12 protein-coding genes are annotated in these 25,772 nt (G+C 62.2%); 9 read left to right on the top strand and 3 right to left on the bottom strand.

Going from position 1 to position 25,772, the window contains the following annotated elements; all coding sequences use genetic code 11:
- Positions 1 to 46: 46 nt before the first annotated feature.
- Positions 47 to 11,938 (top strand): cadherin domain-containing protein, encoded by an 11,892-nt coding sequence (locus tag VGD45_RS23320; protein WP_331157761.1) that lies wholly within the window; start codon positions 47 to 49, stop codon positions 11,936 to 11,938.
- Positions 11,939 to 11,961: 23 nt separating this feature from the next.
- A complete protein-coding gene (locus VGD45_RS23315) occupies positions 11,962 to 12,507 on the top strand; it encodes a toxin-activating lysine-acyltransferase (protein ID WP_331157760.1) in 546 nt (181 codons plus the stop codon).
- Positions 12,508 to 12,532: 25 nt separating this feature from the next.
- Here VGD45_RS23315 and VGD45_RS23310 read toward each other — a convergent pair whose 3' ends face one another.
- Both VGD45_RS23310 and VGD45_RS23305 read right to left on the bottom strand, forming a co-directional pair.
- Complete coding sequence (locus tag VGD45_RS23310) at positions 12,533 to 13,057, bottom strand: SRPBCC family protein (protein ID WP_331157759.1); 525 nt, start codon at positions 13,055 to 13,057, stop codon at positions 12,533 to 12,535.
- Positions 13,057 to 13,389, bottom strand: a complete 333-nt coding sequence (locus tag VGD45_RS23305) for a metalloregulator ArsR/SmtB family transcription factor (RefSeq protein WP_331157758.1) — start codon at positions 13,387 to 13,389, stop codon at positions 13,057 to 13,059. The genes VGD45_RS23310 and VGD45_RS23305 overlap by 1 nt, the downstream gene beginning before the upstream one ends.
- Before the next feature lie 179 nt (positions 13,390 to 13,568).
- Here VGD45_RS23305 and VGD45_RS23300 point away from each other — a divergent pair, with 179 nt between their 5' ends.
- From VGD45_RS23300 to VGD45_RS23285, 4 genes are all read left to right on the top strand, one after another.
- Complete coding sequence (locus VGD45_RS23300) at positions 13,569 to 14,195, top strand: YqiJ family protein (RefSeq protein WP_331157757.1); 627 nt, start codon at positions 13,569 to 13,571, stop codon at positions 14,193 to 14,195.
- A gap of 34 nt (positions 14,196 to 14,229) precedes the next feature.
- Positions 14,230 to 15,906, top strand: coding sequence for a flotillin family protein (locus tag VGD45_RS23295; protein WP_331157756.1), 1,677 nt, complete (start codon positions 14,230 to 14,232; stop codon positions 15,904 to 15,906).
- A gap of 37 nt (positions 15,907 to 15,943) precedes the next feature.
- Positions 15,944 to 17,293, top strand: a complete 1,350-nt coding sequence (locus VGD45_RS23290; RefSeq protein ID WP_331157755.1) for a M20/M25/M40 family metallo-hydrolase — start codon at positions 15,944 to 15,946, stop codon at positions 17,291 to 17,293.
- Positions 17,294 to 17,387: 94 nt separating this feature from the next.
- Positions 17,388 to 18,995 carry a S41 family peptidase gene (locus VGD45_RS23285; protein WP_331157754.1) on the top strand — a complete coding sequence of 536 codons (1,608 nt, stop codon included), beginning with the start codon at positions 17,388 to 17,390 and terminating at the stop codon, positions 18,993 to 18,995.
- Between the two features lie 6 nt (positions 18,996 to 19,001).
- On the opposite strand, the gene prpR is transcribed toward VGD45_RS23285, so the two are convergent.
- The gene (gene prpR / locus VGD45_RS23280) at positions 19,002 to 20,930 is read right to left on the bottom strand and encodes a propionate catabolism operon regulatory protein PrpR (RefSeq protein WP_331157753.1); all 1,929 of its coding nucleotides are present in this window, start codon (positions 20,928 to 20,930) and stop codon (positions 19,002 to 19,004) included.
- Between the two features lie 177 nt (positions 20,931 to 21,107).
- Between prpR and prpB the strand changes: the two genes are divergently transcribed.
- From prpB to acnD, 3 genes are read left to right on the top strand one after another with little or no spacing between them, the layout of a single operon-like run.
- Positions 21,108 to 21,986 (top strand): methylisocitrate lyase, encoded by an 879-nt coding sequence (prpB, locus tag VGD45_RS23275; RefSeq protein WP_331157752.1) that lies wholly within the window; start codon positions 21,108 to 21,110, stop codon positions 21,984 to 21,986.
- 15 nt (positions 21,987 to 22,001) lie between these two features.
- Positions 22,002 to 23,174 carry a bifunctional 2-methylcitrate synthase/citrate synthase gene (gene prpC, locus VGD45_RS23270; protein ID WP_331157751.1) on the top strand — a complete coding sequence of 391 codons (1,173 nt, stop codon included), beginning with the start codon at positions 22,002 to 22,004 and terminating at the stop codon, positions 23,172 to 23,174.
- Between the two features lies 1 nt (position 23,175).
- The gene (acnD, locus tag VGD45_RS23265) at positions 23,176 to 25,770 is read left to right on the top strand and encodes a Fe/S-dependent 2-methylisocitrate dehydratase AcnD (protein ID WP_331157750.1); all 2,595 of its coding nucleotides are present in this window, start codon (positions 23,176 to 23,178) and stop codon (positions 25,768 to 25,770) included.
- Positions 25,771 to 25,772 lie beyond the last annotated feature (2 nt).

Genomic DNA, 25,772 nt, shown 5'->3' with positions numbered 1-25,772 from the left:
AATCACGGATTGTCCAGCGACAAACTCAACTCAACGGATTGCAACCATGGCGGCAGTAGTAAGCAACGTCGGCGGCAGACCCAGCAATATCTCCTATCAGGCCAATCACACGATTCCTAAGGAGCTGTTCACCGGTAGCGGGCGTCCGCAGCTGGTGGCGCTGCTGCAGGACCTGCAGGGACTACCCGGCGCGCCGATACTGCTCGACCTCGATAGCCCGGACAACCTGCAATCGTTGCCCGCCGATTTCATTCCAGACGGCAATTCTCAGCACAACGGCAGCCATCCGTCTTACACGGATGCCGTCAAGGAACGGTTGAACACCAGATACACGCAGTTTGCCCAGGATCACGCTGCGGATATCGCTGCCTTCAGAAACGGCACAGCCGATGCAGCCACGGTCGATCGTTTGCGCACCAACGTCGCGGATGCACTTCGCGAGCAGATCATAGATATCCAGTTCCGCAGCACCAACTTCATGGATACCGCGTCTGAACGCGGTAAGCGGCTCGCTTACAACGGACGCGACCTCGCATACCTGCAGCAGACAAACGCCCCGGCGTGGGCCGGCGCCGATCTTGTTGATCAACAGGCGGCCCAGCGAGCTGTTCAGCGCAGAGCGCAAAGGTTGTACGTGGCGCCGTCCGACGCCGAGGCGCTGCGTGACATCCTCGACGACCACAATACCCGCGTGATGAATTCGGCACTGGATCCGGAGCGTGCGACCGAGCGCAAGGTTCTGGTGGACATCGGTGGCGGGAGGCTGGCTCAGACAGACGGTACGGCGCAATCGCGCGACGCATACCGAGCGCTCATCACGGATGCAGCGGCGCGCGGCGTGAATCTGGGCAGTTCGACTGTAGATGCGAGGACCTATCTGCTATCGACAATGGATGCGGCTGACAGCGCGATCGCGGATCTCAACCTGCAGATCGACGACGTCACTCGCCGGGCCGACGCAGCGACAGGCTCCGAACGTAGTCGGCTGCTTGCTGAATTGGGAGAGCTCCACAGGCAGCGGATGGACCATTACGCCGCCACAACCATCGGCACGGGCGCCGACGCCATGCCGTTCAGCCAGGTCATGAAACATTACCTGCTGGGGCTCTCGACTCCCGCTGGCCAAGGTGTGCCGCTCAGCGCGGTGGCGCGGGAGCTGATCGAACGGCTCACCACCCGGCTCAATCCCATCCTTGGGCCGGTGGAGACCCTCACGGACCTCGTCGATTTCGCATTCATGGGGCACGAGCTCGGCTTGCGCTTTTCCGGCCACTACCGCAGTGGTTACCAGATAGTGCACGAGTACATGACCGGCACGGAGGTCGATCTTTCCGCCTATATCAAAACGGACGAGGGCGAGGGCACCGTCACCATCACCGAACAGGGGATGATCATCACGGCAACGCGCCTGGACGGCAGAGCGGATCGATATGTAGTCGAGGCCCCCCCGGTGGGTTGGGGCGGGGCGTTTCGGGTCGGGGATTTTTTCAGGTTCGTTCTGGAGCTGATCGGCTTCAGAAACAAGTTTTTCAGTTATGCGATCGCACGTCGCAATCCTGTAGACGGTGGCATCGATTACGAAGGCGGCGAGGACATCCGGCTCACGCCGGATGCAGCTGATGACGCACCCGCTCTGCATATCCAAGAGCGCGTCCATCTCGATGCCAACGGCAACATCGTGGACGTGGATATTCCGGAGCCCGAGCTGAGGCTGGGCAAGGAGCTCTACCAGGTCGACTTTGCCACGCTTGGCTCGATCCTCGGCTCGAACCTGACGCGCTTCATGGATATTCGCAATCCATGGGAGTCGATGGCCGTGGGCACGTTGCTCGGCACGATCGGCATGAACATCGGGCAGGCGATCGATGACGAGAGCTTGAGTCTGGCGGATGCTTTCAAGGGGGACTTCACCGACGAGCTTATCTCCGCGGGCGCTGGCGCGGTGAGCTCTTATCTCTGGGGCGAGCTCATCGATGAGCTCGGTTTGTCCGCGGACCTGAGCGCCGTGCTGTCGTCCACCGGCGGCGCGGCCATCGCCCAGATTGCCTCGAATATCGCAAACGGCGCGAGTACCGCCGCGGAGGTGTTCCAAGGTGTCGGCGGCTCGTTGGCTAACGCCGCCGGCGGCTTCGTCGGCACTTGGTTGGCGTCGCAAGTCATCGATTTCGACACGGTTGAAGGGCAGATCGGCGCGGCGCTGGGAGCTGCGCTCGGTGGCGCTATCGGCGGCGCCAAGGCGGGCGCCGAGATCGGGTCACCGTGGGGACCGGTCGGCATTGCGATCGGTGCGTTCGTCGGTTACATCGTCGGCGGGCTGGTCGGCTCCTTGTTCGCTCCGACACCGCAGTCCGGCGCTGGTTTGGGCTGGGATCCGATGAAGCGGGAGTTTCGCGCCACCTGGGCCTGGGCCAGTGGTGGGGCCAGACCCGAGGGCGCACACAGCATCGCTGGCGGTGCCGCCGAGATCCTAAATTCCGTCATTGGCATGAGCGGCGCCAACGTCCTGGATGTCGCCGGCGTGCGACTGGGCTCGTACGGCACGTACCAGAAGAATCTGGTGTACCGGGCCGAGGACAGCTCGGGGCAGGTCGTGACGGCGTTCAAGTCCAGCGATCTCCAGCACGTCTTGAACTACGGCCTGGCTCTGGCCACGGCTGATTTGATCCCGCGGCTCGCGGGAGGAAACATTTTCGTAAAGCGCGCCCTGGTTGGCACCTTCCGTCTGGCCGGGCTCGATCCGAACGCACTGACGGTATCGGCGGCCGGAACGCTGCCTAATCCGCAAGCGCTGCAGATCGTCAGCTCCTTCAGCACCGAGGCGCTGCTCGGCAATCTCAATACGGCGCTCGAATACACCAATTTTCTACAGAACTCGACGCTCATCGGGCAGCTGATTCAGCGGCAGCCGGACAGCACGTTCAGCGCGATATGGACCGCGGTGCTGGCGCGAGCCGTGGAGCTCGGGTTGCACAAGCGTGCCGAGACCGATTGGATTGGCGGCTGGAACTCCTTCCTCGATGAGGCGCACAGCGGCAAGCTCGATGGCGAGGCGTTCAATCCGTCGATGGTGGCATTCGCGTTGGAACCGGAGACGCGCGAACGTCTGATCGGTTTCTATGACACCGATGGCTCGACCTTGGGCGTGCTCGGCGATTCCATCGACAATGACGACAAGAATCATATCGTCGGCACGCTCGGCGCCGATGTCATCACCGTAGTCGACGACCGGATTGACAACACCACGGGCTTAACGATCGATGACGTCGCCGCCTCCGGCGCGCAGCATGTGATCGATGTCGCAGCTGTCATCGACGGCGGCGCCGGGAACGATACGATCATCGCCGGCGATCTGGGCAACGATGTCGAGGGTGGGGATGGCAACGACACGCTGGTCGGCGGCAAGCTCGACGACTGGTTGTTTGGCGAAGCTGGCAACGATCGTCTGTTCGCGGGCGCGGCGGAATATTCGTTCTCCGATACAGACGCGACGGCGATCGCCGCGGCGCTCGACGTCACCAGCAACGGCGATATGCTCGATGGCGGAGAGGGCGATGACGTTCTCTATGGTTCGCGCGGCAGCGACTGGCTGCGTGGTGGCGACGGAGTCGACCGGATCCATGGCGGGGCGGGCGGCGACATCATCGACGGCGGCGCTGGTAATGACAGCGACGCCGGCGGTGCACCGCGCTTGTTCGGTGGCGCGGGTACCGATCAATACATTTTCGGGTACAGCTACAACGTCGACAGCATCTTCGACGAGTCGGACAACGTAGCGCCGGGCGCGACCGGACAGGACTCCATTCACAACCGACTGCAACAGATCGCGAACGGTTCGCTCGCGCGCAATTGGGCGGGCGGCGGCGATTATGAAGCCGACGGCTCCGTGAAGGGTGGCGAAGACGCCATAGCGTTCACAACCGGCATCACCATGCGCGATCTCATCATGGAGCGCGTCGGGCAGGACTTGCGCATCTCGCTGACCTACGAAGATCCGGTCACCGGGGCGCGCGGCCCCACCGGCGATCAGCTGATCATCAAGGACTGGTTCGAATCCACGCGCCGCGTCGAATGGCTGAGATTCGCCGATGGCGATGAAGTGCGCATCGGTGACATCGCCTCGTTCATCGTCGGCACCGAGGTTTCCGACATTGTCATCGGCACCAACGAAGCCGACTTCATGTATGGCGGCGACGGTGACGATCTAATGTATGGCCTCGCCGGCAACGATTACGGCTTCGGCGGTACCGGCAACGATCTGGTTGCCGGCGACGACGACAACGACTGGGTCGCTGGCGGTTCCGGCACGGACAAGGTGATCGGCGGCGGCGGTCACGATACGGTGTTCGGTGATGGCGGCGACGATGATGTCTATGGCGACATCGGCTCGGACATCGTGGTCGGCGGTCGAGGGAATGACCTCGTCGTGGGTGGCGCGGGCGACGACATATTCCGCTATTTGCGCGGCGACGGCCGCGATGTGGTCGTCGATGAGTACGTCGACAATTGGGAAGTCGTGTGGGTCGACGACGTTTACATGAATGGTTACGTGCGCGACGAGCAAGGCGGCACCATTTCCAAAAACGGTGAAGTCTTCTACGACGGTACGCAGTGGGTCGGCCAGTACGATTACGACGCGATGACGCGGACCCTGCGTCGTCACCTGGGTGCGGTGAACGGCGCCGTCGCGACCGACTCGGGCAACGATCATCTGGAGTTCGGCGTCGGCATCGACATTCAAGATCTGATGCTGCGGCAGAACGGCTCGGATCTGCAGATCGCCGTCACTGGCAACAACGAGGCCACGGCGTTCGACGACGTGGCTGATCGCATCACCATTCGCGACTGGTATGCAACCGGTAACGCCATCGAGAACTTCGTGTTCGTGGCGACCGGCAATCACGATATTTCCGGCTGGAACCTGCGCGGCGGCAGCGAAGGCGCGGACGTGCTGAGCGGCGGCACCGGCGTCGACTGGCTCACCGGCAACGGCGGCGACGACACGATCTACGGCAATGACGGCAACGACATTCTTGCCGGCCACGGCGGTAACGACGTATTGCGCGGTGGTGCTGGCACCGACGTCCTCTATGGGGGCGTCGGCAACGATGTGCTCGGCGGCGGTGCGGGCGCCGATACATTGGTTGGCGGCACTGGCATCGACATTGCTTCATACGCCGGATCGAGCGTCGGCGTGCGTGTGATGCTCGGCGCGGATCATACCGGCAGCGGCGAAGCCGCTGGCGATACTTTTGACGATATCGAAGGCGTCGAAGGCTCCGCGCACGCGGACCTGCTCGGCGGAGATGGCGGCCAGAACGTGCTGCGTGGCTTGGCCGGTGACGACACGCTGATGGGCGGCGCCGGTGACGACATCTACGAGCTCGGCGCAGGCGCTGGGCTCGATTGGATCGACGAACGTCCGTTCGTCACCGAAGAGATCGTCGACGTCAATGGCGCGCTGAACACCTTGTTGTTCGAGGCGCATTGGAACAACACGCTGATCGACGAGAGCAGCAGCATTCCGCTCTACTACTACCAACTGACCGTCACACGGCGTGGCACCGGTGAAGTTGTGTACCAGTCCGCGGAACAGGCGTTCGTGTATCTGGCGCCCGCAACCGAACCCCCCAATGCAGGTGCTTGGCCGGATGCATGGATTGAAGGTAGTGGCGCCAGCACGACGCCGACGAGAACGGGCAATGGATCGCAGCGCGTCCGCGAAGTGTTCCAAGAGATCGCCGGCGGCGATGACACGATCCAGTTCACCAGCGACGTAAGCCTGGCGGACCTGAAGTTCGAATGGCTGTGGGACACCGCTCTGCGAATTACGTACAGCGACGATTCGTACGTGATCATCACACAACAGATCGATCCGAATCGTGCGGTCGAGTCTTTGCAGTTGCGCGACGGCTTGTCCATCGATCTGACCACCATCGTGCAGTCGCAAGAAGGCTCCGCCGCGAGTGATTTCTTCGCCGGTGACAACGACGACAACCATCATTACGCCCACGGGGGTGACGATGTGCTGTCTGGTCGCGGCGGAAACGACAGCCTGTATGGCGGCGATGGCGACGACGTGCTGGAAGGTGGTTCGGGCGCGGACCTGCTCCATGGCGGCAGCGATTCGGTGACCCTGGGGCTCACGCCAACGGCAGGCGCCACCTATGGCGATACCATTCGTTATGTGAGCTCCAACGCGGCCGTGCAGATCGATCTCGCGGCTTCGAGCGCTTCGGGTGGCCATGCAACAGGTGACACGATTGTCGCGGTGAACGGCGTCGCGACGATCGAAAACGTGGTCGGATCCAACAGTCACGGCGACACATTGCGTGGTGACTCACGAGCCAACCGGCTATCCGGTCTCGGCGGCGACGATCTCATCGAGGGGCGCGGCGGCGATGACGTGTTGATCGGCGGTGTCGGCAACGACACGCTGCGTGGTGGCGATAACGACGACAATATCGCTGGCGAGGAGGGCGTCGATACGCTCGACGGCGGCAACGGTAAGGACTTGCTGGCGGGTGGCGCTGGCAACGACACGTTGTTCGGCGCCGCGGGCGAAGACATGCTTTCTGGCGGCGATGGCGATGACACCGCATACGGCGGTGGAGACAACGACACTCTCGGCGGCGACGCTGGCGCGGACCATCTGCACGGTGAAACGGGCGACGACCGACTCGTGGGCGCCGAGGGCAACGATCATCTTCACGGTGGCGATGGCCATGACGTGCTGGATGGCGGCGTTGGCGACGATCATCTGTTCGGCCAAGCCGGCGACGACACGTACGTCTTCGGCGCAGATTCCGGTTCGGATCTGGTCGTCGACGACCCCAATGGCGCGAATACGATTGCCATCGATGACGTCGATTCGAGCCGGGTCTGGATGATCCAGTCCGGTAACGATTTGCGGATCACGGTGATCGGCGGGACGTCCAGCATCACGGTGCAGAACTATTTCGCTTCGACCATCCCGAATGTTCGCGAAATCATGCTGGAGGGTGCGTCGTTGTTCTCGGCGCATTCTCGGCCGCTGATCGATGCGATGACCAGCTGGTCGCAGGCTAACGGCGGCGCGACTCCGTCCACGATGCCTACGTCTGTCGCGGATTTGCTCAGCACTTATTGGTACACCGGCGGCCACGCCGCGCCGCGAGTCGACGACCGTACGGTGTCGACGAACGAGGATACGGCGCTCACCGGTACGGTGGGTGCGATCGATCCTGACGACGACATTGTTTCCTACGCCATCGAAACACAGCCGACGCGCGGCGCAGTGACCATCGAAGCGACCACCGGCACGTGGACTTACACGCCGGGTGCGAATCTGTACGGTCAGGATCGGTTCGACATCATCGTCACGGATGCGAATAACAATCGTAGCGTGCAGACCATTACCGTCAATGTCGCCTCGGTCAACGATGCTCCGCATGACATCGCGATCACGGGCGTCACGGAGGTCGAAGAGCGCGACCATCCGGTGGCAGGAACCGTATTGACGCCGATCGTGCTTGGGACTCTGAGCGCGAGCGATGTCGACGCCCCGGATGCCGGCGACTTCGACGATTTTGTGTTCTCGGTGCAGGACCCTCGTTTCGAGATCGTCGATGGCGCGACGTTGCGGTTGCGCGCGGGCGCGGCGTTCGATTTCGAATCCACGCCTACCATCTCGGTGCCGGTCACGGTCACCGATCGCAATGGCGCTGGCTTGTCGTTCACCCGCACGTTCACGTTCACGATCCTCGATCGTGACGATTATTTCTATGGCACGCAGAGCGGCGAGGTCATCACCGGTCAGGCCGGCCGCAATATCATTTTCGGACAGGGCGGCGACGACACGCTGACTGGCGCGAACCGGAACGACGATATCGACGGCGGCGACGGCGCCGACCAGATATTCGGCATGGGCGGCGACGATCTATTGATCGGTGCCTTGGGCAACGACACGATCGACGCCGGCGCGGGTGCGGATGAAGTGCACGGCGGCGACGGTGACGATACGTTGCTCGGTCAGGATGGCGCGGATGAGCTGTTCGGGGATACAGGTGGCGACTCGTTGCAAGGTGGTAGTGGTGACGATCACCTGGATGGCGGCGCGAACAACGATGAGTTGCAAGGCGGCGAGGGCGCCGATCATCTGATCGGCGGCGACGGCGATGACAACCTCATCGGTGGCAGCGGCGCGGATCGTTTCCGGGGCGGCAGCGGCCGGGACACCGTCTCGTATCAATCGGCCAGCACGGGCGTGACGGTCGACGTGACGACCACAAACGGCAGTAGCGGCGATGCGGTCGGCGATGTCTTCGAAGACAACATCGAATCCATCATCGGTTCAGCCCACCATGACGTCATTAGGGGCGGCGCGGGCGATGAGACGATCGACGGCGGCACAGGTGGCGACGTTCTTTACGGCGGCGACGGCAATGACATCGTCCGCGGTGGCGAAGGCAGCGACACGCTCGACGGCGACGCTGGCGATGACACGGTGGACGGTGGCAGCGGGAATGACATTCTCGACGGAGGCCTCGGCAACGATACCTATTTGATGAACCTCCAGTCCGGCGCGGACACTATCTATAACTACGATCCGAGCGGCGAGGATATCGACGTCATCGGCTACGAGGGCATCACCGCCGATCAGCTGTGGTTCCAGCAAATCGGTACCGACTTGGTCATCACCGTGATCGGCACGGATGTGCGCACCACCATCGCCAACTGGTATGGATTCTCGAGCCAGAACGACCGCGAAAACTACAAGATCGATTTCATCATCGCGGGCCAGCGCGTGACGGATACGGTCAATTCCGAGGCTTTGGTGGAGCTCATGAGGCCGTACACGCCGCCGGAGACTCAGGAAGAGTTCGACGAGCTGCGCGAGACACCGGAGTTCAATGACGATTGGCAGGAGGCCTGGGAACCCAACAGATCGCCGGTCGTGCCCGACATCAGCAATCAAACCATCAATGAAGATGGCACGCTCACGTTGAGCATCACGGTGACAGACGACTACACGCCGGCTGCCGGAGTGACAGTCGTCGCGCAGGCGGTGCGGCCGAACAACCACGATGTAGAAGACTTGAGCGTGGTGACTGCACCGACCATCAGCGCGGCGGACGCTTCTGGCACACGCACGCTGACCGTGAGCACTCAACCGAACGCCAGCGGCCAAGTGGCGATTCGAGTGATCGCCACGGATGCGGCCGGCATCAGCACATCGCGCATTTTCCTGCTCGACGTGACGCCAGTGGCGGATGTGCCTGTGGTGACGGTAGCGGCAGCTGCCACGCCGACGGCGCCGTTGACTCAACCGACGTTCGCGTTGAATGGCTCGTGGGCGATCAATCTGCAGGCGGCGCTCTTCGATCAGGACGGTTCCGAAACCCTAGAGATCATCGTGTCGAATGTGCCTGCCGGAATCACCTTCAGCGCCGGCACCAACAGGAACGATGGCACCTGGAGCTTCACGCCGGCGCAACTGCCGGGATTGCGGATCCAGGGCCCGACCCACTGGTCGCAGGATCTGGCGTTGTCCATCGTAGCGATTGCACGCGAGAGCAACGGTCAAACGGCCACCAGTGCCGCCACACCGCTGAACATCGTGATCAACGCGCCTCCGACGGATATCTACGCGCCCGGTAACCCAGCCACGCTGGCGGTGGATGAAAACCTGGCCGCGGGCACGTCGTTATTCTCGCTGCTGCGAGCTGATGCCGATGCGGGTGACACGGCGAGCTTCCAATTGCTCGACAACGCCGGCGGTCGCTTCGCTCTGAGCAGCAGCGGCGTGCTCACCGCCGGCAGCACGATGCTCGACTATGAAAGCAATCAAAGTCACAACATTCGGGTGCGCGTAACGGATTCCGGCGGTCTCACCTACGAGGAGACTTTCACTATCGCCGTGAACAACGTGAACGAAGCGCCCACCGATATCTGGCCGGAGCGTGCAAGTGACCTGACGATCCTGGAGAACATCGCGCCGAATACGGCGATCACTCAGTTCTTCGCGTCCGATCCGGAAAACAACATCGCCAGCTACTCGCTGGTCGACAGCGCAGGCGGGCGTTTCACGCTGAGCAGCAGCGGCGTGTTGTCCACGGCTGCCACGTTCAACTATGAAAACCCGGGCGACCGAAGCCACTCGATCACCGTGCGCGTCACCGATGCTCTCGGCCTCAACCGCCTCGAACAGTTCACCATCAATGTTGGCAACGTCGACGAAGCGCCGACCTTCGGCGCTACATCGACCAGTTACTACACCCTCGAAAACCCGCCGGGCGCTCCCGGTCCCATCCTCAGGAGTGACGCAATCGGCAACTCACTGGGCGTCAACGCGCAGGTGGTTGCCACCGATCCGGAGGGAGGATCGATTCGCTACCAAATCGACGCCGGCGACACGGGCCCCATCGGCATCGACGCGCAAACGGGCGTGCTCTCTTGGCGCACCGCCCTGGACTATGAAGCCCAACACACTTACAGCGTGCGAGTAGTCGCCTGGGATGGCGGCGCCATCGGCCAGGGCAGAAGCACTCAACACTGGGTGACATTCAATGTGGTGCCTCGCAACGAAGATCCGTCGATTCACTTCAGCGCTGCCGGAACGAATATGGGTCCAGGCGTCTGGAGTCCTCTCGGCTCAATTGTCGGTGTCGATCCAGAAGGCGGCGCCACGGCGATCGAGCTGATATCTAGCTACAAGTATTGCATCGAAGACGGAGTCCAAAATGGGCCCTGGCACAGTGAGTACTGGCTCGAAGCTCCCAGCAACGTCAGTATCGACAGCGCAGGCAACCTCTCCGTGATGTACGAGTACTATTTCAATTGGATAGGCCCGGAGTACTACACGAGCGTCCAGACAACGCAGATGCAGATCAACGTCAGGGTTCGCGACTCGGCAGGTAGGACCTCGCCGATCATCGGGCTCCGCGCGAATGGCGTTCAGGTGACGGTCGGCAACGCCTGGACGCCACCGGTGGTGCTAGACCTCGACGGCGACGGTGTCGAACTCGTGTCGTTCGCGCAATCGACTATCGATTTCCGCACCAGCGCCGATGCAACGGCGACTCGTACCGGTTGGATTGGCGCCGACGATGCCGTGCTCGCCCTGGATCGCAATGGCGATGGCGCCATATCGCACGCCGGTGAGATTTCGTTCATGGACGACCTAGAGGGCGCGCAGAGCGACCTCGAAGGGCTCGCAGCGTACGATAGCAACGAGAATGGCTCGTTCGATGCGGGTGATGCGCGTTTTGCCGAGTTCCACCTGTGGCGCGACGCGAATCAGGACGGGGTGAGTCAGGAAGGTGAGTTGCAGCGTCTCGCGGACTACGGTATCTCCTCGATCAGCCTCACTCGCACTCTCACCGGACAGACGCTGGCGGGTGCGACCGACAACGTCATCACCGCCACCTCGCAATTCATTCGCGAAGACGGTACGACTGGACTGGCCGGCGACGTGATGCTGGCATCGGACGCGTCGATCTTCTTCAACAGGCTGACAGGTGGAACGACGCCGGTCGACCAGATCGATCGCAGCGCCGACAGCGATTTCCAGGCCGCGATGATGGACTTTGCTGCGGCCGATGTAGTCGAGCCGCAGGCCGTTGAAGTCGCGCCGAGCGAACTCTCGCCGGGTGCTACTCGAGTTGCCGCTAAGGGCCAAGAGCAACGTGAACCTGCAACTGGTCGTCCGTGGCGCTGGTCGGATTGGGATCAAAGCTCGATCGCGGGCACGGAGGATGCTTATATTGGTGCGAGCGGCCCGCAACCAGGCGCATTGCATGCGAGCCTTGACTCGGTTGTCCGACGTCGCTTGCAGATGGTCGAAGCGATGGCCGCGTTCTCGCCGGAAGGCTCTTCGCACCTGGATCTGCAGCCGCGGCGAAAGATCGACGGACGCACTTTGGAGCTTCTGACATCGATTCCTGAAATCAGAGTGATGTAATTGTGAGTGAAGTGAACTCGACATTGAGCGCAACTGCTGGCCCGCCTGCGGGGGGGCCGCGAACCATCGCCGAGGCGTTGGGACAGATTGTGTGGTTGTTGTCCCAATCTCCGGCGCATCGGGAACTGAAGATCAAGGACATCGAGTGGTCGATGATGCCGCCGATCCTGCATCAACAATTCCGAATCTTTCGGTTAGGGCCGATGCAGGCATTGGAAAACATCGATGCCGCGAAGTTTGCGCCCGTGGGTATCGACAAAGCGGGCCTCGAACAGTTACCGCTGGGTGTGGCGGTATGGGCGAAGCTGTCGGAGGCGGCGGAGGCGAAACTGGAGAAAGGCGAGCGGCTGACGCACGAAGAGTGGCGCTCAGGCGAGCGCGTGTGGCTGGTCGAGATGATCTCGCCATTCGCGACCAAGGAGAACAAGATTTCCGAGGCCATGCTGCTCGATCTGATGCAGGGGCCTTTCAAGCAAACCGCGTTCTATCTGCATCGCACCGACCCCGCGACGGGCCGACGCGACAAGGTTCGCGTGGCGAATCACTTGCAAGCGCCGGCATCTCGTTGAGACCTGCGGCGCAGATGGCACTTGCTCAGCGCGCCAGGTTCTTCAGATCCACGCCGTACAGTGCGGCATTCTCGGTCACGTACTCGGAGCGCTCCTTAATCGGCTCGTTCTTCAGCGCCGCCGTCAGCATGTCGAGCATGGTGTGCCAACCCATCGCGTTCTGCGGGATGAAGCGATCGAGGATGGGAAAGTGCTTGAAGGTCAGCAGCACCTCGTTGCCCTTGGGCTCCAGCTCGAAGGTCGGATAAGACTCGGGGTAGGGCGAAACAGCGTCTTCGCCGGCGCCGGGCTCGAACACATTCCAGGTATAGATGAGTCTGCGCGGCGGCTGCCACTGAGTGACCACGCCACGAATGTGACCATTCACGAGCCGCACCGCGCCGCCCTGACGAGGCTCGATCGACGCCACCTCGCCAAACCACGTCGGCAACTTCTTCGGATCGGTTAAGTACTCCCAGACCCGTTCTATGGGACCGGGCAGCAGGCGCGTGAATGTGACACACGCAACCGTCGACATCTCGCCCTTGTCATGCGTTTGGAACTTGGCCATCACATCTCCTTGCGTCGCTTGCGCGGTTTGCTTGCCGGTTTGCGCAGTTCCGCTTCCAGCGCATCGAAGCGGCTCGACCAGTAACTCCTGAGCTCGTCGACCCATTGCGCAAGCTCGTTCACGCCGTGCGGATCGAGCTCGTAAATGCGTCGCTGTGCCTCGGCGCGGACTCGCACGATTTGCGCTTCCCGCAGCACTTTCAAATGCTGGGAGATGGCCGAGGCGCTGATATCGAAGCGGTCGGCGATCTCGCCGGAAGAGAGCGCGCCGCGCGCCAGCGACTCAACGATGCCGCGTCGGGTGGGATCTGCTAAAGCCGCGAAAATGCTCATTGCGCTGTAGCGGTTGATTAATTTAGCAAATACTAAAATAATAACTTGTCAAATGACAAGATCGCCGGCGAGCGCGTTCGCCGGTAACCCCTGGCCTTTTACCGGCAGTGCGTTGCATGGATGGCTCCTTGTGCCGATACTCCCCACAACAGCTTTTTACGTTGAGGGATAAACAACACGTGCTGTTCGCTGTAGAAACCTGGCCTTTCACGGTGGCAAGCGGCCTGCTCCTGCTGATCGCCATCATCGAATGTCTGGCGATGGTGGTCGGCGCGAGCCTTTCGCAATCGTTGCAGCAGATGTTTCCGGAGGGCGGTGAAGTTGCCGGGCCCTTCGACAAGGTGCTGGACTGGCTGTCCGTCGGACGGGTGCCGTTGCTGGTGCTGGTGATTCTGTTCCTGGCGTGCTTCGCGCTCGCGGGTTTCGCCCTCAATCTCATCGTTCATTCCCTGCTCGGCTTCTGGGCGCCGACGTTGATCGCGGCGATCGTGGCGTTCGTCGTGACGCTGCCGATGGTTCGTCTGCTCGGCGCGGGCGTGGCGCGCCTGATTCCTCAAGACGAAACGTATGCGGTTTCGTTCGAGTCGCTGGTCGGCCGCGTGGCCACCATCGTGACGGGCACCGCGCGTCCGGGATTCCCGGCGCAGGCCAAGGTGGCCAACGAACACGGACAGATGTTGTATGTGATGGTCGAGCCGGAGGCGGAGGGCATGACGTTTCAAAGCGGGGAACGCGTGTTGCTCACCAAACAGCTCGCGGGCAACCGCTTCGCCGGGGCCGTGAATCCCTGGCCCGACCTGATCTGATGCTGCTTGCTAACGTTGCCGGGGAGGCAAAGTGATGTCGTATTCGTTGGAGAACGTCTTGATCATGGTGGGCATCGGCGTCGTGACGCTGCTGGTGCTGCTGATGTTTCTATCGCGGCTGTACCGCCGCTCCTCGAAGGAACGAGCCTTCGTGCGCACCGGCTTGGGCGGACAGAAGGTCGTGATGGACGGCGGCGCGCTGGTGCTGCCGGTGTTCCATGAAACGATTCTGGTAAACATGAATACGCTGAAGCTGGAAGTCACGCGCTCCGGCAAGGATTCCTTGTTCACGAAGGATCGTATGCGCGTGGACGTGGTTGTCGCGTTCTTCGTGCGTGTGGTGCCGACCAAGGAAGGCATCGCGAACGCCGCTCAGACGCTCGGTCAGCGCACCATCGATCCCGAGGCATTGTCGCAGCTGGTTGAAGACAAGTTCGTCGACGCGCTGCGCGCCGCCGCCGTGTGGATGACCATGCAGGAGCTGCTCGACAAACGTCAGGACTTCATCCAGGGCGTGCAGAACGCGGTGAGCGAGGACCTGTTGAAGAATGGCTTGGAGCTGGAGAGCGTGTCGCTGACCCGTATCGACCAGACGGCCATGCAGTTCTTCGATCCCAACAACGCCTTCGACGCCGAAGGTCTGACCCGCCTCACCGAGCAGACCCAGCGCCGCAGCCGCGAGCGCAACGAGATCGAGCAGGACACGACGGTGGCCATCTCGCGAAAGAACTTCGAAGCCAAGCAACTGCAGCTGGAGATCGATCGCCAGAAGCGTTTCGCCGAGCTCGCGCAGTCGCAAGAAGTCGCGGCGCGCGAAGCCGAACAGGCCGCGACGGTGGCCAAGGTGCAGGCCGAGAAAGCGCGCGAATCCGAGGAAGCGAAAATCGTCGCTCAGCGACAAATTCGCGAAGCCGAAGTCGCCAAGGCGCAGGCCGTGCGTCAACGCGAAGTCGAGGCCGAGCGCGAGATTCAGATCGCCTCGATCGAGCAGCAGCGCGCCACGCAGATCGCCGATCAGAACAAGGCCATCTCTATCGCGCAGAAGTCCGAGGAACAATCCAAGGCTCAGGCCAGCGCCAACCTCGCTTTGGCGGAAGCCGTGAAGTCCGAGCAGGCCGTGAAGACCGCCGAGGAAGTCGCCAAGGCCGAGCGTGAGAAACAAGTGACGCTGGTGCTCGCGTCGCAGGAAGCCGAACGTCAGGCCATCAGCGTCAAAGTGTCCGCGCTGGCCGAGAAAGAGGCGTCCGAAGCCAAGGCCGACGCGATCCGCACGCTCGCCAAAGCAAACCGCGAGAACTACGAAGCGGAAGCTGCCGGTAAGCGCGCTTTGAACGAGGCCATCAACACGCTGTCGAACGCGCAGATCTCGCTGCAGGAGAAACTCGCGTTGATCCAGGCGTTGCCGAAGATCATCGAAGAGGCGGTGCGTCCGATGCAGAACATCGACTCGATCCGCATCATGCAGGTCGACGGGCTCAACACGGGTGCTGCCGGCGCGCAAGCGGGCGATTCCGCGAACGGCGCGTCAGGCGGCAATCTCGCCGAGCAAGCGGTGGGCGCGGCGCTGAAGTATCGTGCGTACGCTCCGGTGGTCGATCAGCTGATCAAGGAAGTGGGCTTGTCGGGCAATGGGCTGGATGGCCTGCTCAAGGCCACACAGCCGGCCGCGCCGGCCGCTGCGCCGACGCCTGCATTGCCGGCTCAGGCATAATGCCGGCTTCATTACGGCCAGGCGTCCGCAGGTAACGATGACGATGCGATTTGGGAAATCGGCGAGCCTCGTGCTCGCCAGCGTGTTGTGTTTGTCGGGTGCTTTGTTTGGTAACGCCCAAGCGGAGAACTTGGCGGCCGATTCGCCGGCTGTGTTGAAGACCATCAGTGGCAAGCCGGCCGTGAAAGCGGCTTTGGAGCAGATCCGTCGCGACGACGAACGCACGCTGCGCGAGCAGATCGAGATCGCCGAGATTCCGGCGCCGTCACGTAAAGAGGAGGGCCGTGCGAACGACTATGTGCGTCGCTTGCGCGAGCTCGGACTCAGCGAGATCAACATCGATGCCGAGGGTAATGTGATCGCGCGTCGTCCAGGCACTCGCCGCAACGGACCCCTGTTGGTGCTGTCGGCGCATCTCGACACCGTGTTCTCCGCGGACACCAACGTGAAGGTTCGCAAGGAAGGCAACCGATACTACGGCGCGGGCATCAGCGATGACGCGCGAGGGCTCGCCGTCCTGCTTACCGTCTTGCGAGCGATGCAAGAGCACCAGCTGCGCACTCAGGGCGACATTTTGTTTGTTGCCACGGTGGGAGAAGAAGGGCTCGGCAATCTCCGGGGCGTGAAAGCGTTGTTCCGCGACCGAAAGGATATCGACGGCTTTATTTCAGTCGACGGCACGGAGTCGCCAAGACTTTCGCCCGGCGAGTCGGAAGTGGTGACGCGAGCCGTGGGCAGCCATCGCTGGCAAGTCACATTCACCGGGCCTGGCGGCCATAGTTACGAGAACTTTGGTACGCCCAGCGCGGTCCATGCCATGGGCCGGGCGATCAGCGCGATTTCCGATCTCCAGGCCCCCGCCGAGCCGAAGACGACCTTCACTGTTTCTATCGTGTCTGGCGGAACGGCCATCAACGCTATTGCCGAAAAGGCGCAGCTGCAGTTGGACATCCGTTCAGAATCCGCGACGGCTTTGGCCGCGCTCGAAGAAAAGATTCTGGCGGCGGCTGACCGAGCCGGCGTGGAGGAGGGTAAGCGTTGGGGCGCCGAGCCCGTTCGCGTCGAGCGTACGTTGCTCGGCGATCGGCCGGCAGGCGCGGGCGGTAGTGACAATGCCGTTGCCGCGGCATGGACGGGCGCTTTGCTGGCCTTGGGTGAAAAAGCCCCGATTGCAACCGCGGGCAGCACCGACGCGAATGTGCCGATGGGATTGGGCATTCCCGCCATCACGGCGTCGGGCGGCGGTATTGCCGATAAAGCACATTCGCTCGATGAATGGTACGAACCGGTGCGCTCGTGGCTGGGGCCGCAAGGATTGTTGCTCACATCGCTGGCGCTGGCCGGCGTCGAGGGCGGTCCCAAACCGTTGTTGACGCGCCGCCGCTGAACGCGGCCGGGCGAGCAAATGTGTGTCCTGTCATACTTTTGGTATGACCTATATAGTAAAAGGTGCGGGAACCAACCCAGGGAGCTGACTGGCTATGGCATCGATGGGACGAGGCGCATTGCTGGTGGCGATGTTGGCCGTCGCGGGCTGCGGCGGCGGTGGTGGTGGCAGTGGCTCGCTCGGTAATACCGGCGGCAACAACGGCGGCATCAGCGGCGGTGTCAGCTACAACCGGGGCGTGTTCGCTCAGTCCTCGACGCTGGCGAATCAGTGCGCCTCGCCGCGAGCGGGGACCTCCGACCGATCCGGTTCAACTTTCACCCAAAACATGTTCCTGCGCTCGTGGACCAACGAGCTGTACCTCTGGTACTCGGAAGTGCCCGATACCAATCCGACGGGCTTCACGACCGAGGCTTATTTCGAAGAATTGAAGACGCCGCTGACCACGCCGTCCGGCCGGGACAAGGATCAGTTCCACTTCACTTATCCGACCGACGTGTGGGAAGACCTGTCCACAAGCGGCGTCGAAGTCGGCTACGGCGCGCAATGGATGATCCTCGCCGGCACGCCGCCGCGCGAAGTGGTCGTTGCATTCGTCGAGCCGAACTCGCCGGCTTCGTCGCAGAACGTCATGCGTGGCGCCGAAGTGCTGACCGCCGACGGCGTCGACGTGATCAACGCAAACACGAGCTCGGCCGTCGATCAGCTGAATGCCGCATTCTTTCCCGCCAATCCGGGCGAGTCGCATACGTTCACGATTCGCGAGACCTCTGGCGCTACGCGAGTGATCCAGCTGACCAGCGTGGAAGTCACACACCAGCCAGTGCTCACGACCTCGGTCATCGATCAGGGCGGCGTGCCGGTCGGTTACATGGTGTTCAACGATCACATCGGCACCGCCGAGACACAGTTGCTCAATGCGATGACGGCGCTGCGCGCCGCCAACGTTCAAGACCTGATTCTGGACCTGCGTTACAACGGCGGTGGTTATCTCGATCTCGCCAGCGAGCTGGCTTACATGATCGCCGGCCCGGCCATGACCACCGGCCAGCCGTTCGAGCGACTGGTGTTCAACGACAAACATACGAGCACGAATCCGGTCACGGGCCAACCGCTCGCGCCAACGCCATTTCATACCCGGACCGTGGGCTTGCCCGGTGGCGCGCCCGCGGGCACGTCGTTGCCGACGCTGAACCTGAATCGCGTGTACGTCATCACCGGCAACAACACTTGCTCGGCGAGCGAGTCCATCATCAACAGCCTGCGCGGCGTGGGTTTCGATGTTTATCAGATTGGCTCGACGACTTGCGGCAAGCCGTATGGTTTCTATCCGCAGGACAACTGCGGCACCACGTACTTCTCGATCCAGTTCGAAGGCCGTAACGCAGCCAACTTCGGCTCGTATCCGGATGGCTTCACGCCGGACAACTCGCCCGACGTGGGCAGCGTCGATCTGCCGGGCTGCTCGGTGGCGGACGACTTCGATCGTCAACTTGGCGACCCGCTGGAGCGTCGCCTGCAAGCAGCGTTGTCCTTCCGCATGAGTGGCAACGTGCAGTGTCCCGCCGCATCGGGCTTCACTCCGGATTCGGGTGTGAGCGAGAAGCAGGGCGCACGCACCGGCGACGGCCAGATGTTCAAGTCGCCCGCGCGCGAGAATCGCATCCTGCGCAACGAGCGACCCGACTCGCTGTCGTTCTGATTCGTTTCAGGCTGCGCCTCTTTTCAGTCTACGCCATAGTGTCGTGCGGCTGATTCCAAGCCGCGCGCTGGCTTCGGCGTAGGAGCCGTTGCATTCTTCCAGCACACGCCGGATGAGATCGAGCTCCGATTCGGCTCGGTGAGCCGAGATGGTGGAGGCGGGCCTGGCAGAATTGCCCGCCGCGATCTCGGGCATGAGCTCCTGAAGTTGCATGTCAGTGAGAGTCACATCGCTGTGGCTCGCCAGCATGGCCACGCGTTCCAGCAAGTTCTCCAGCTCGCGCACGTTGCCCGGCCAGTCGTATGTTCGGGCGGCCGCCAGCAACTTCTGTACTCGGGCATCATTCGTGATGTCGATGCTCGTGCGCGTCGCGATCTTTCGCGCCAGATGGGCGACCAGCTCCGGGAGATCCTGTCGACGGTCGCGCAATCCAGGCAGCTCCAGTCGCAGAATATTCAAACGATAATAGAGGTCGCGGCGAAACTCGCCGGTGGCGATGCGCTCGGTGAGGTCGCGATGGGTGGCGGCGATGACGCGAACGTCGACACGCGTGGGCTCGATGGCGCCGACGCGCAATATTTCTTTCTCTTGCAACACGCGCAGCAGTCGCGTCTGGAGTGACACCGGCATCTCGCCGATCTCGTCGAGAAAAATTGTGCCGGTGTGCGCGGCTTCGAACAGACCGAGCTTGCCGCCACGGCGTGCGCCGGTGAACGCGCCTTCCTCGTAGCCGAACAGCTCGCTTTCCAGCAGCGATTCGGGAAAAGCGCCGCAGTTGACGGCAATGAAAGGCTGGTTCGCGCGTTTGCTCGCCGCGTGAATGCCTTGCGCCAGCAATTCCTTGCCGGTACCGCTCTCGCCGAATATCAAAACCGTCGCGTCGCTGCGCGCGTACTGTGCCGCCAAAGATCTGGTATGAACGATGCCAGGGCTCGTGCCGACCAGATCGGTGAGCCGATAGCGAACATTGGTGGCGGGCTTGTGCCGGCGCGCACGCAGGTCGCGGTCCACACGTTGGATGGATTCGGGATCCTGACAGGTGAGCACGGCGCCGGTCTGCGAGCCTTGCTCGGTGATCGGCAACCGACTCGTGAGCACCGCGCGAGCGCCGAGTTTCTGCAGTTCGTCGATTTCGGCGCGAGGCTCACGCAGGGTTCGCGCAAGAGATAATTCGGGTGCGACGTCGCTCAGCTTGCGGCCGATGAGATCGACCGCCGGCCGTTCCAACAGCCGCGCCATGGCGGGATTCAAAATCTCGATGCGTTCATTCATATCGACGGCGACGACGCCGTCGCGCAGCTGACCCAGGATCGTGTTCAACCGCTCGCGCTTCGCCGCTTCCATGCGCGACAGTCGGGCCATTTCAACGGCGTCGTCCAGCGCTTCACGTACGGCGTCTTCCGAATACAGAAACACACTCGACATGCCGGCGGCCTCCGCGAGATCGGTCACCAGCCCCGGTGCGACCACGACTTCGATGCCCCGAGCGCGCAGTTCGAGCACGCAATTTCTCGCGTCATCGGTGGTTCTGTAACTACGTTGTTCGATGCCCAAGCCGAACAGTTCGTTGAAACGTTCGAGCTCGACCGGCAGGGCTCCGTGCGTGACGAGAGCGATCCGCGACGAAATACTCCGCGCCCGGCCGAGGGCGCTCATGATGTCGAAGCCGCCGACGCGCACGAGAACGACGGGCAGATCGAGGTGTTGTCGAAGGAAGGCTCCGTTCGAGCCGGCCGCGACCAGCACATCGATCGGCTGCGACCGGCTCAACTCCCGAATGTTGTCGACGGCGGTTTCGAAGCCGCTGTCGAGCACCTCGACCCGCGCCGCCTGGGCATAGGTCGGGGCGAGGTCGCGGAACAGATCCTTCAGCCGATGCAGGCCGACGGCGACGATTCGGGGCGGATCGTTCGGACGGACAACCTGAGCATTCATGACAGTAGTTTCACCCTGTTTCAGAGATGAAACTGTAATGTTTCGTTGTTGAAACCGCCACTCCCGCTCGCACCGTTCATTGCGATGTAGATCAATGGGTTAGGACGGGCAGTCAGCCGGCATAACTCTTGCTCTCTTCCTGCAACCCCGTTTCCAGCCTTTCCAAGGAGACTTGCCATGGCATCCGCCGGATCCCATTTCCGCTCGGCACTGGCGGCCGAGAAGCCGCTGCAGATCGTGGGCGCGATCAATGCGAACCACGCGCTGCTCGCCAAGCGGGCCGGCTACCGCGCCATCTACCTGTCCGGCGGCGGCGTCGCGGCGGGCTCGCTCGGCATGCCCGACCTCGGCATCAACAATCTGGACGACGTGCTGACCGACATTCGCCGCATCACCGATGTGTGCGACGTGCCGCTGATCGTCGACATCGACACCGGCTTCGGCCCGAGTGCATTCAACATCGCCCGCACCATCAAGAGCCTGATCAAGTTCGGCGCCGCCGGTTGTCACATCGAAGACCAGGTCGGCGCCAAGCGTTGCGGTCACCGCCCGGGCAAGGAGCTGGTCTCCACCGAAGAAATGGTCGATCGCGTGAAAGCCGCGGCCGATGCGAAGACCGACCCGGATTTCTATTTGATCGCGCGTACCGACGCGATCGCTTCGTTCGGCATCGACGCCGCGATCGAGCGCTCTATCAAATGTGTCGAAGCGGGCGCCGACGCCATCTTCGCCGAGGCCGCTTACGACATCGCGACCTACAAGCGCTTCGTGGACGCGGTGAAAGTGCCGGTGCTGGCGAACATCACCGAATTCGGCAAGACGCCGCTTTTCTCCGTGCCCGAGCTGAACGAAGCGGGCGTGGCGATGGTGCTGTATCCGCTGAGCGCGTTCCGTGCCATGAACAAAGCCGCGGAGAATGTTTATACCGCGATCCGTCGCGACGGCCACCAGCGCAATGTGGTGGACACGATGCAGACGCGCGAAGAGTTGTATGAGCGCATCGGCTATCACGCCTACGAGCAACACCTCGACGCGCTCTTCAAAGCCAAGAAGTAAGACCAGGAGACTTGCATGACCGACACTCCCACTCAGTCCAGCTCTGGCCAGGCCGGGTTCAAGCCGAAGAAGTCAGTTGCTCTGTCCGGCACCGTCGCCGGCAATACCGCGCTTTGCACGGTCGGTCGCAGCGGCAACGATCTGCACTATCGCGGCTATGACATTCTCGACGTCGCCGCTCAATGTGAGTTCGAAGAAATCGCTCATCTGCTGGTCCACGGCAAGCTGCCCACGGTCGCCGAACTGAAGGCGTACAAGACCAAACTGAAGGCCCTGCGTGGCTTGCCTGCGGCGGTGAAGACCGCGCTCGAACAGTTGCCGCCCTCGGCCCATCCCATGGATGTGATGCGCACGGGCGTGTCGGTCCTGGGCTGCGTGATGCCGGAGAAGGACGATCACAATCATGCGGGCGCCCGTGACATTGCCGACAAGCTCATGGCCTCGCTCGGTTCGATGCTGCTGTACTGGTACCACTTCGCCCACAACGGCAAGCGCATCGAAACGGAGTCGGACGAGGACTCGATCGGCGGTCACTTCCTGCACCTGTTGCATCAGCAGAAGCCGCCGCGCTCGTGGGTCAAGGCGATGCACACGTCGCTGATCCTGTACGCCGAGCACGAGTTCAACGCGTCGACGTTCACGTCTCGCGTGGTTGCCGGCACCGGCTCCGATATTTACTCGGCCATCTGCGGCGGCATCGGCGCGCTGCGCGGCCCGAAGCATGGCGGCGCGAACGAAGTGGCCTTCGAGATCCAGAAGCGCTACGACACGCCGGCCGAAGCGGAAGCCGACATTCGCGCGCGCGTGGAGCGCAAGGAAGTGGTCATCGGCTTCGGTCATCCGGTGTACACGATCTCCGACCCACGCAACAAAGTGATCAAGCAGGTCGCACTGGATCTGTCCCAGGAAGCGGGCAACACCAAGATGTTCGACATCGCCGAGCGCCTGGAGTCGGTGATGTGGGAAATCAAGAAGATGTTCCCCAACCTCGATTGGTTCAGCGCCGTGAGCTATCACGTGATGGGCGTGCCTACCGCCATGTTCACGCCGCTGTTCGTGATCGCCCGCACATCTGGCTGGAGCGCGCACATCATCGAGCAGCGCATTGACGGTAAAATCATCCGCCCGAGCGCCAATTACACCGGTCCGGAAGATCTCAAGTTCGTGCCGATCGAACAACGCAAGTAATATGAATACTGCCCATCGCAAACGCCTGCCCGGAACTCAGCTGGATTATTTCGATGCGCGCGAAGCCGTCGATGCGATTCAGCCTGGGGCCTACGCCAAGTTGCCGTACACCTCCCGTGTGCATGCCGAGAACCTGGTGCGTCGCTGTGACCCAGCGACGCTCACGGCTTCGTTGAAGCAGCTCATCGAGCGCAAGCGGGATCTCGACTTCCCGTGGTTCCCGGCCCGCGTCGTTTGTCACGACATCCTCGGGCAGACGGCGCTGGTCGATCTCGCCGGGTTGCGGGATGCGATTGCGGACAAGGGCGGAGATCCTTCGCAGATCAATCCGGTGGTGCCGACGCAGCTGATCGTCGACCATTCGCTGGCGGTCGAGTACGGCGGCTACGACAAGGATGCGTTCGCGAAGAACCGGGCGGTGGAGGATCGTCGCAATGACGATCGTTTCCATTTCATCAACTGGACCAAGCTCGCGTTCCGGAACGTGGACGTGATTCCGCCGGGCAACGGCATCATGCACCAGATCAACCTGGAGCGGATGTCGCCGGTGATTCATGCAGTGGACGGCGTCGCGTTCCCGGACACGCTGGTGGGTACGGACAGTCACACGCCGCACGTCGACGCGCTTGGCGTGATCGCCATCGGCGTCGGCGGTCTGGAAGCGGAGAGCGTGATGCTCGGGCGCGCTTCGTGGATGCGTTTGCCGGACATCGTTGGCGTCGAGCTGACGGGCAAACCGGCACCAGGCATCACTGCGACCGACCTCGTGCTCGCGCTCACCGAGTACCTGCGCAAAGAGAAGGTCGTCGGCGCATACATCGAGTTCTATGGCGAAGGTGCGTCGGCGCTGACGCTGGGCGATCGCGCCACCATCTCGAACATGACGCCGGAATTCGGCGCCACGGCGGCGATGTTCTATATCGACCAGCAGACCATCGACTATCTCAAGCTCACGGGCCGCAGCGATGAGCAAGTGAAGCTGGTAGAGACTTACGCGAAGCAAGCCGGCTTGTGGGCCGACAGCCTGAAGACAGCCGAATACGAGCGCGTGCTGAAGTTCGATCTGTCCTCGGTGGTTCGTAACATGGCGGGTCCGTCGAACCCGCATAAGCGGCTGCCCACCACGGATCTGGCCAAGCGTGGCATCGCCAGCAAGTGGGAAGAAGTCCCGGGTCAGATGCCCGATGGCGCGGTGATCATCGCTGCGATCACGAGCTGCACGAACACCAGCAATCCACGTAACGTCATCGCCGCCGGCTTGCTCGCGCGAAACGCGAACGCGCGGGGTCTCACGCGCAAACCCTGGGTGAAATCATCGCTCGCGCCGGGCTCGAAGGCCGTGCAGTTGTATCTGGAAGAAGCGAAGCTGCTGCCCGAGCTGGAACAACTCGGCTTCGGCATCGTGGCGTTCGCCTGCACGACGTGCAACGGCATGTCGGGCGCGCTGGATCCGAAGATCCAGCAGGAGATCATCGATCGCGATCTGTACGCGACCGCCGTGCTGTCCGGCAATCGTAACTTCGACGGGCGCATTCATCCGTATGCCAAGCAGGCGTTCCTTGCTTCGCCGCCGCTGGTCGTGGCGTACGCCATCGCCGGCACGATTCGCTTCGACATCGAGAAAGACGTGCTGGGCGTCGACAAGAACGGCAAGGCGGTCACGCTGAAAGACATCTGGCCGAGCGACGAAGAGATCGACGCCATCGTCGCCAAGAGCGTCAAGCCCGAGCATTTCCGCAAGGTCTATGAGCCGATGTTCGCCCCGAGCGCGGCGAGCTCGGTGAGGATCAGCCCGTTGTACAACTGGCGACCGCAAAGCACGTACATTCGTCGGCCGCCTTATTGGGAAGGCGCGTTGGCGGGTGAGCGCACGTTGAAGGGCATGCGTCCGCTGGCGGTGCTGCCCGATAACATCACGACGGATCATCTCTCGCCTTCGAACGCCATTCTCCTGGACAGCGCCGCGGGCGAATATCTCGCCAAGATGGGCTTGCCGGAAGAGGACTTCAATTCTTATGCGACTCATCGTGGCGATCACCTGACCGCGCAACGAGCGACGTTCGCGAACCCGCAGTTGGTCAACGAAATGGCCGTGGTGGACGGGCAAGTGAAGAAGGGCTCGCTGGCTCGTATCGAGCCGGAGGGCAAAGTCACCCGCATGTGGGAAGCCATCGAGACCTACATGGAGCGCAAACAGCCGCTGATCATCATCGCGGGCGCCGACTACGGTCAGGGCTCGTCGCGTGACTGGGCGGCGAAGGGCGTGCGTTTGGCTGGCGTCGAAGCCATCGTTGCCGAGGGCTTCGAGCGCATCCATCGCACGAACCTGATCGGCATGGGGGTGCTGCCGCTCGAGTTCAAACCGGGCGTCAATCGTAAGACGCTGAACATCGATGGCACTGAAACCTATGACGTTATCGGCGCGCGTAGGCCGCGAGCAGATCTCACGCTGGTCATTCACCGTCGCAATGGCGAGCGCGTTGAAGTGGCGGTGACTTGCCGCCTCGACACCGCGGAAGAAGTTTCGATCTACGAAGCCGGCGGCGTGTTACAACGCTTCGCGCAGGATTTCCTCGAATCGTCGAAAGTCGCCTAGAA

The sequence above is a fragment of the Steroidobacter sp. genome (assembly GCF_036402275.1).
Lineage (GTDB): Bacteria > Pseudomonadota > Gammaproteobacteria > Steroidobacterales > Steroidobacteraceae > Steroidobacter.
The sequence above is the reverse complement of the archived record's forward strand: the minus strand, read 5'-3'. Positions and strand labels throughout refer to the sequence as shown.

What these genes read in the sequence shown, in the direction of transcription:
- VGD45_RS23305 (WP_331157758.1), bottom strand. Translation starts at nt 13,389, where the DNA reads ATGAGCATTTTCGCGGCTTTAGCAGATCCCACCCGACGCGGCATCGTT.
- VGD45_RS23310 (WP_331157759.1), bottom strand. Translation starts at nt 13,057, where the DNA reads ATGGCCAAGTTCCAAACGCATGACAAGGGCGAGATGTCGACGGTTGCG.
- VGD45_RS23320 (WP_331157761.1), top strand. Translation starts at nt 47, where the DNA reads ATGGCGGCAGTAGTAAGCAACGTCGGCGGCAGACCCAGCAATATCTCC.
- acnD (WP_331157750.1), top strand. Translation starts at nt 23,176, where the DNA reads ATGAATACTGCCCATCGCAAACGCCTGCCCGGAACTCAGCTGGATTAT.
- VGD45_RS23285 (WP_331157754.1), top strand. Translation starts at nt 17,388, where the DNA reads ATGGCATCGATGGGACGAGGCGCATTGCTGGTGGCGATGTTGGCCGTC.
- prpR (WP_331157753.1), bottom strand. Translation starts at nt 20,930, where the DNA reads ATGAATGCTCAGGTTGTCCGTCCGAACGATCCGCCCCGAATCGTCGCC.
- prpB (WP_331157752.1), top strand. Translation starts at nt 21,108, where the DNA reads ATGGCATCCGCCGGATCCCATTTCCGCTCGGCACTGGCGGCCGAGAAG.
- VGD45_RS23290 (WP_331157755.1), top strand. Translation starts at nt 15,944, where the DNA reads ATGACGATGCGATTTGGGAAATCGGCGAGCCTCGTGCTCGCCAGCGTG.
- VGD45_RS23295 (WP_331157756.1), top strand. Translation starts at nt 14,230, where the DNA reads ATGTCGTATTCGTTGGAGAACGTCTTGATCATGGTGGGCATCGGCGTC.
- prpC (WP_331157751.1), top strand. Translation starts at nt 22,002, where the DNA reads ATGACCGACACTCCCACTCAGTCCAGCTCTGGCCAGGCCGGGTTCAAG.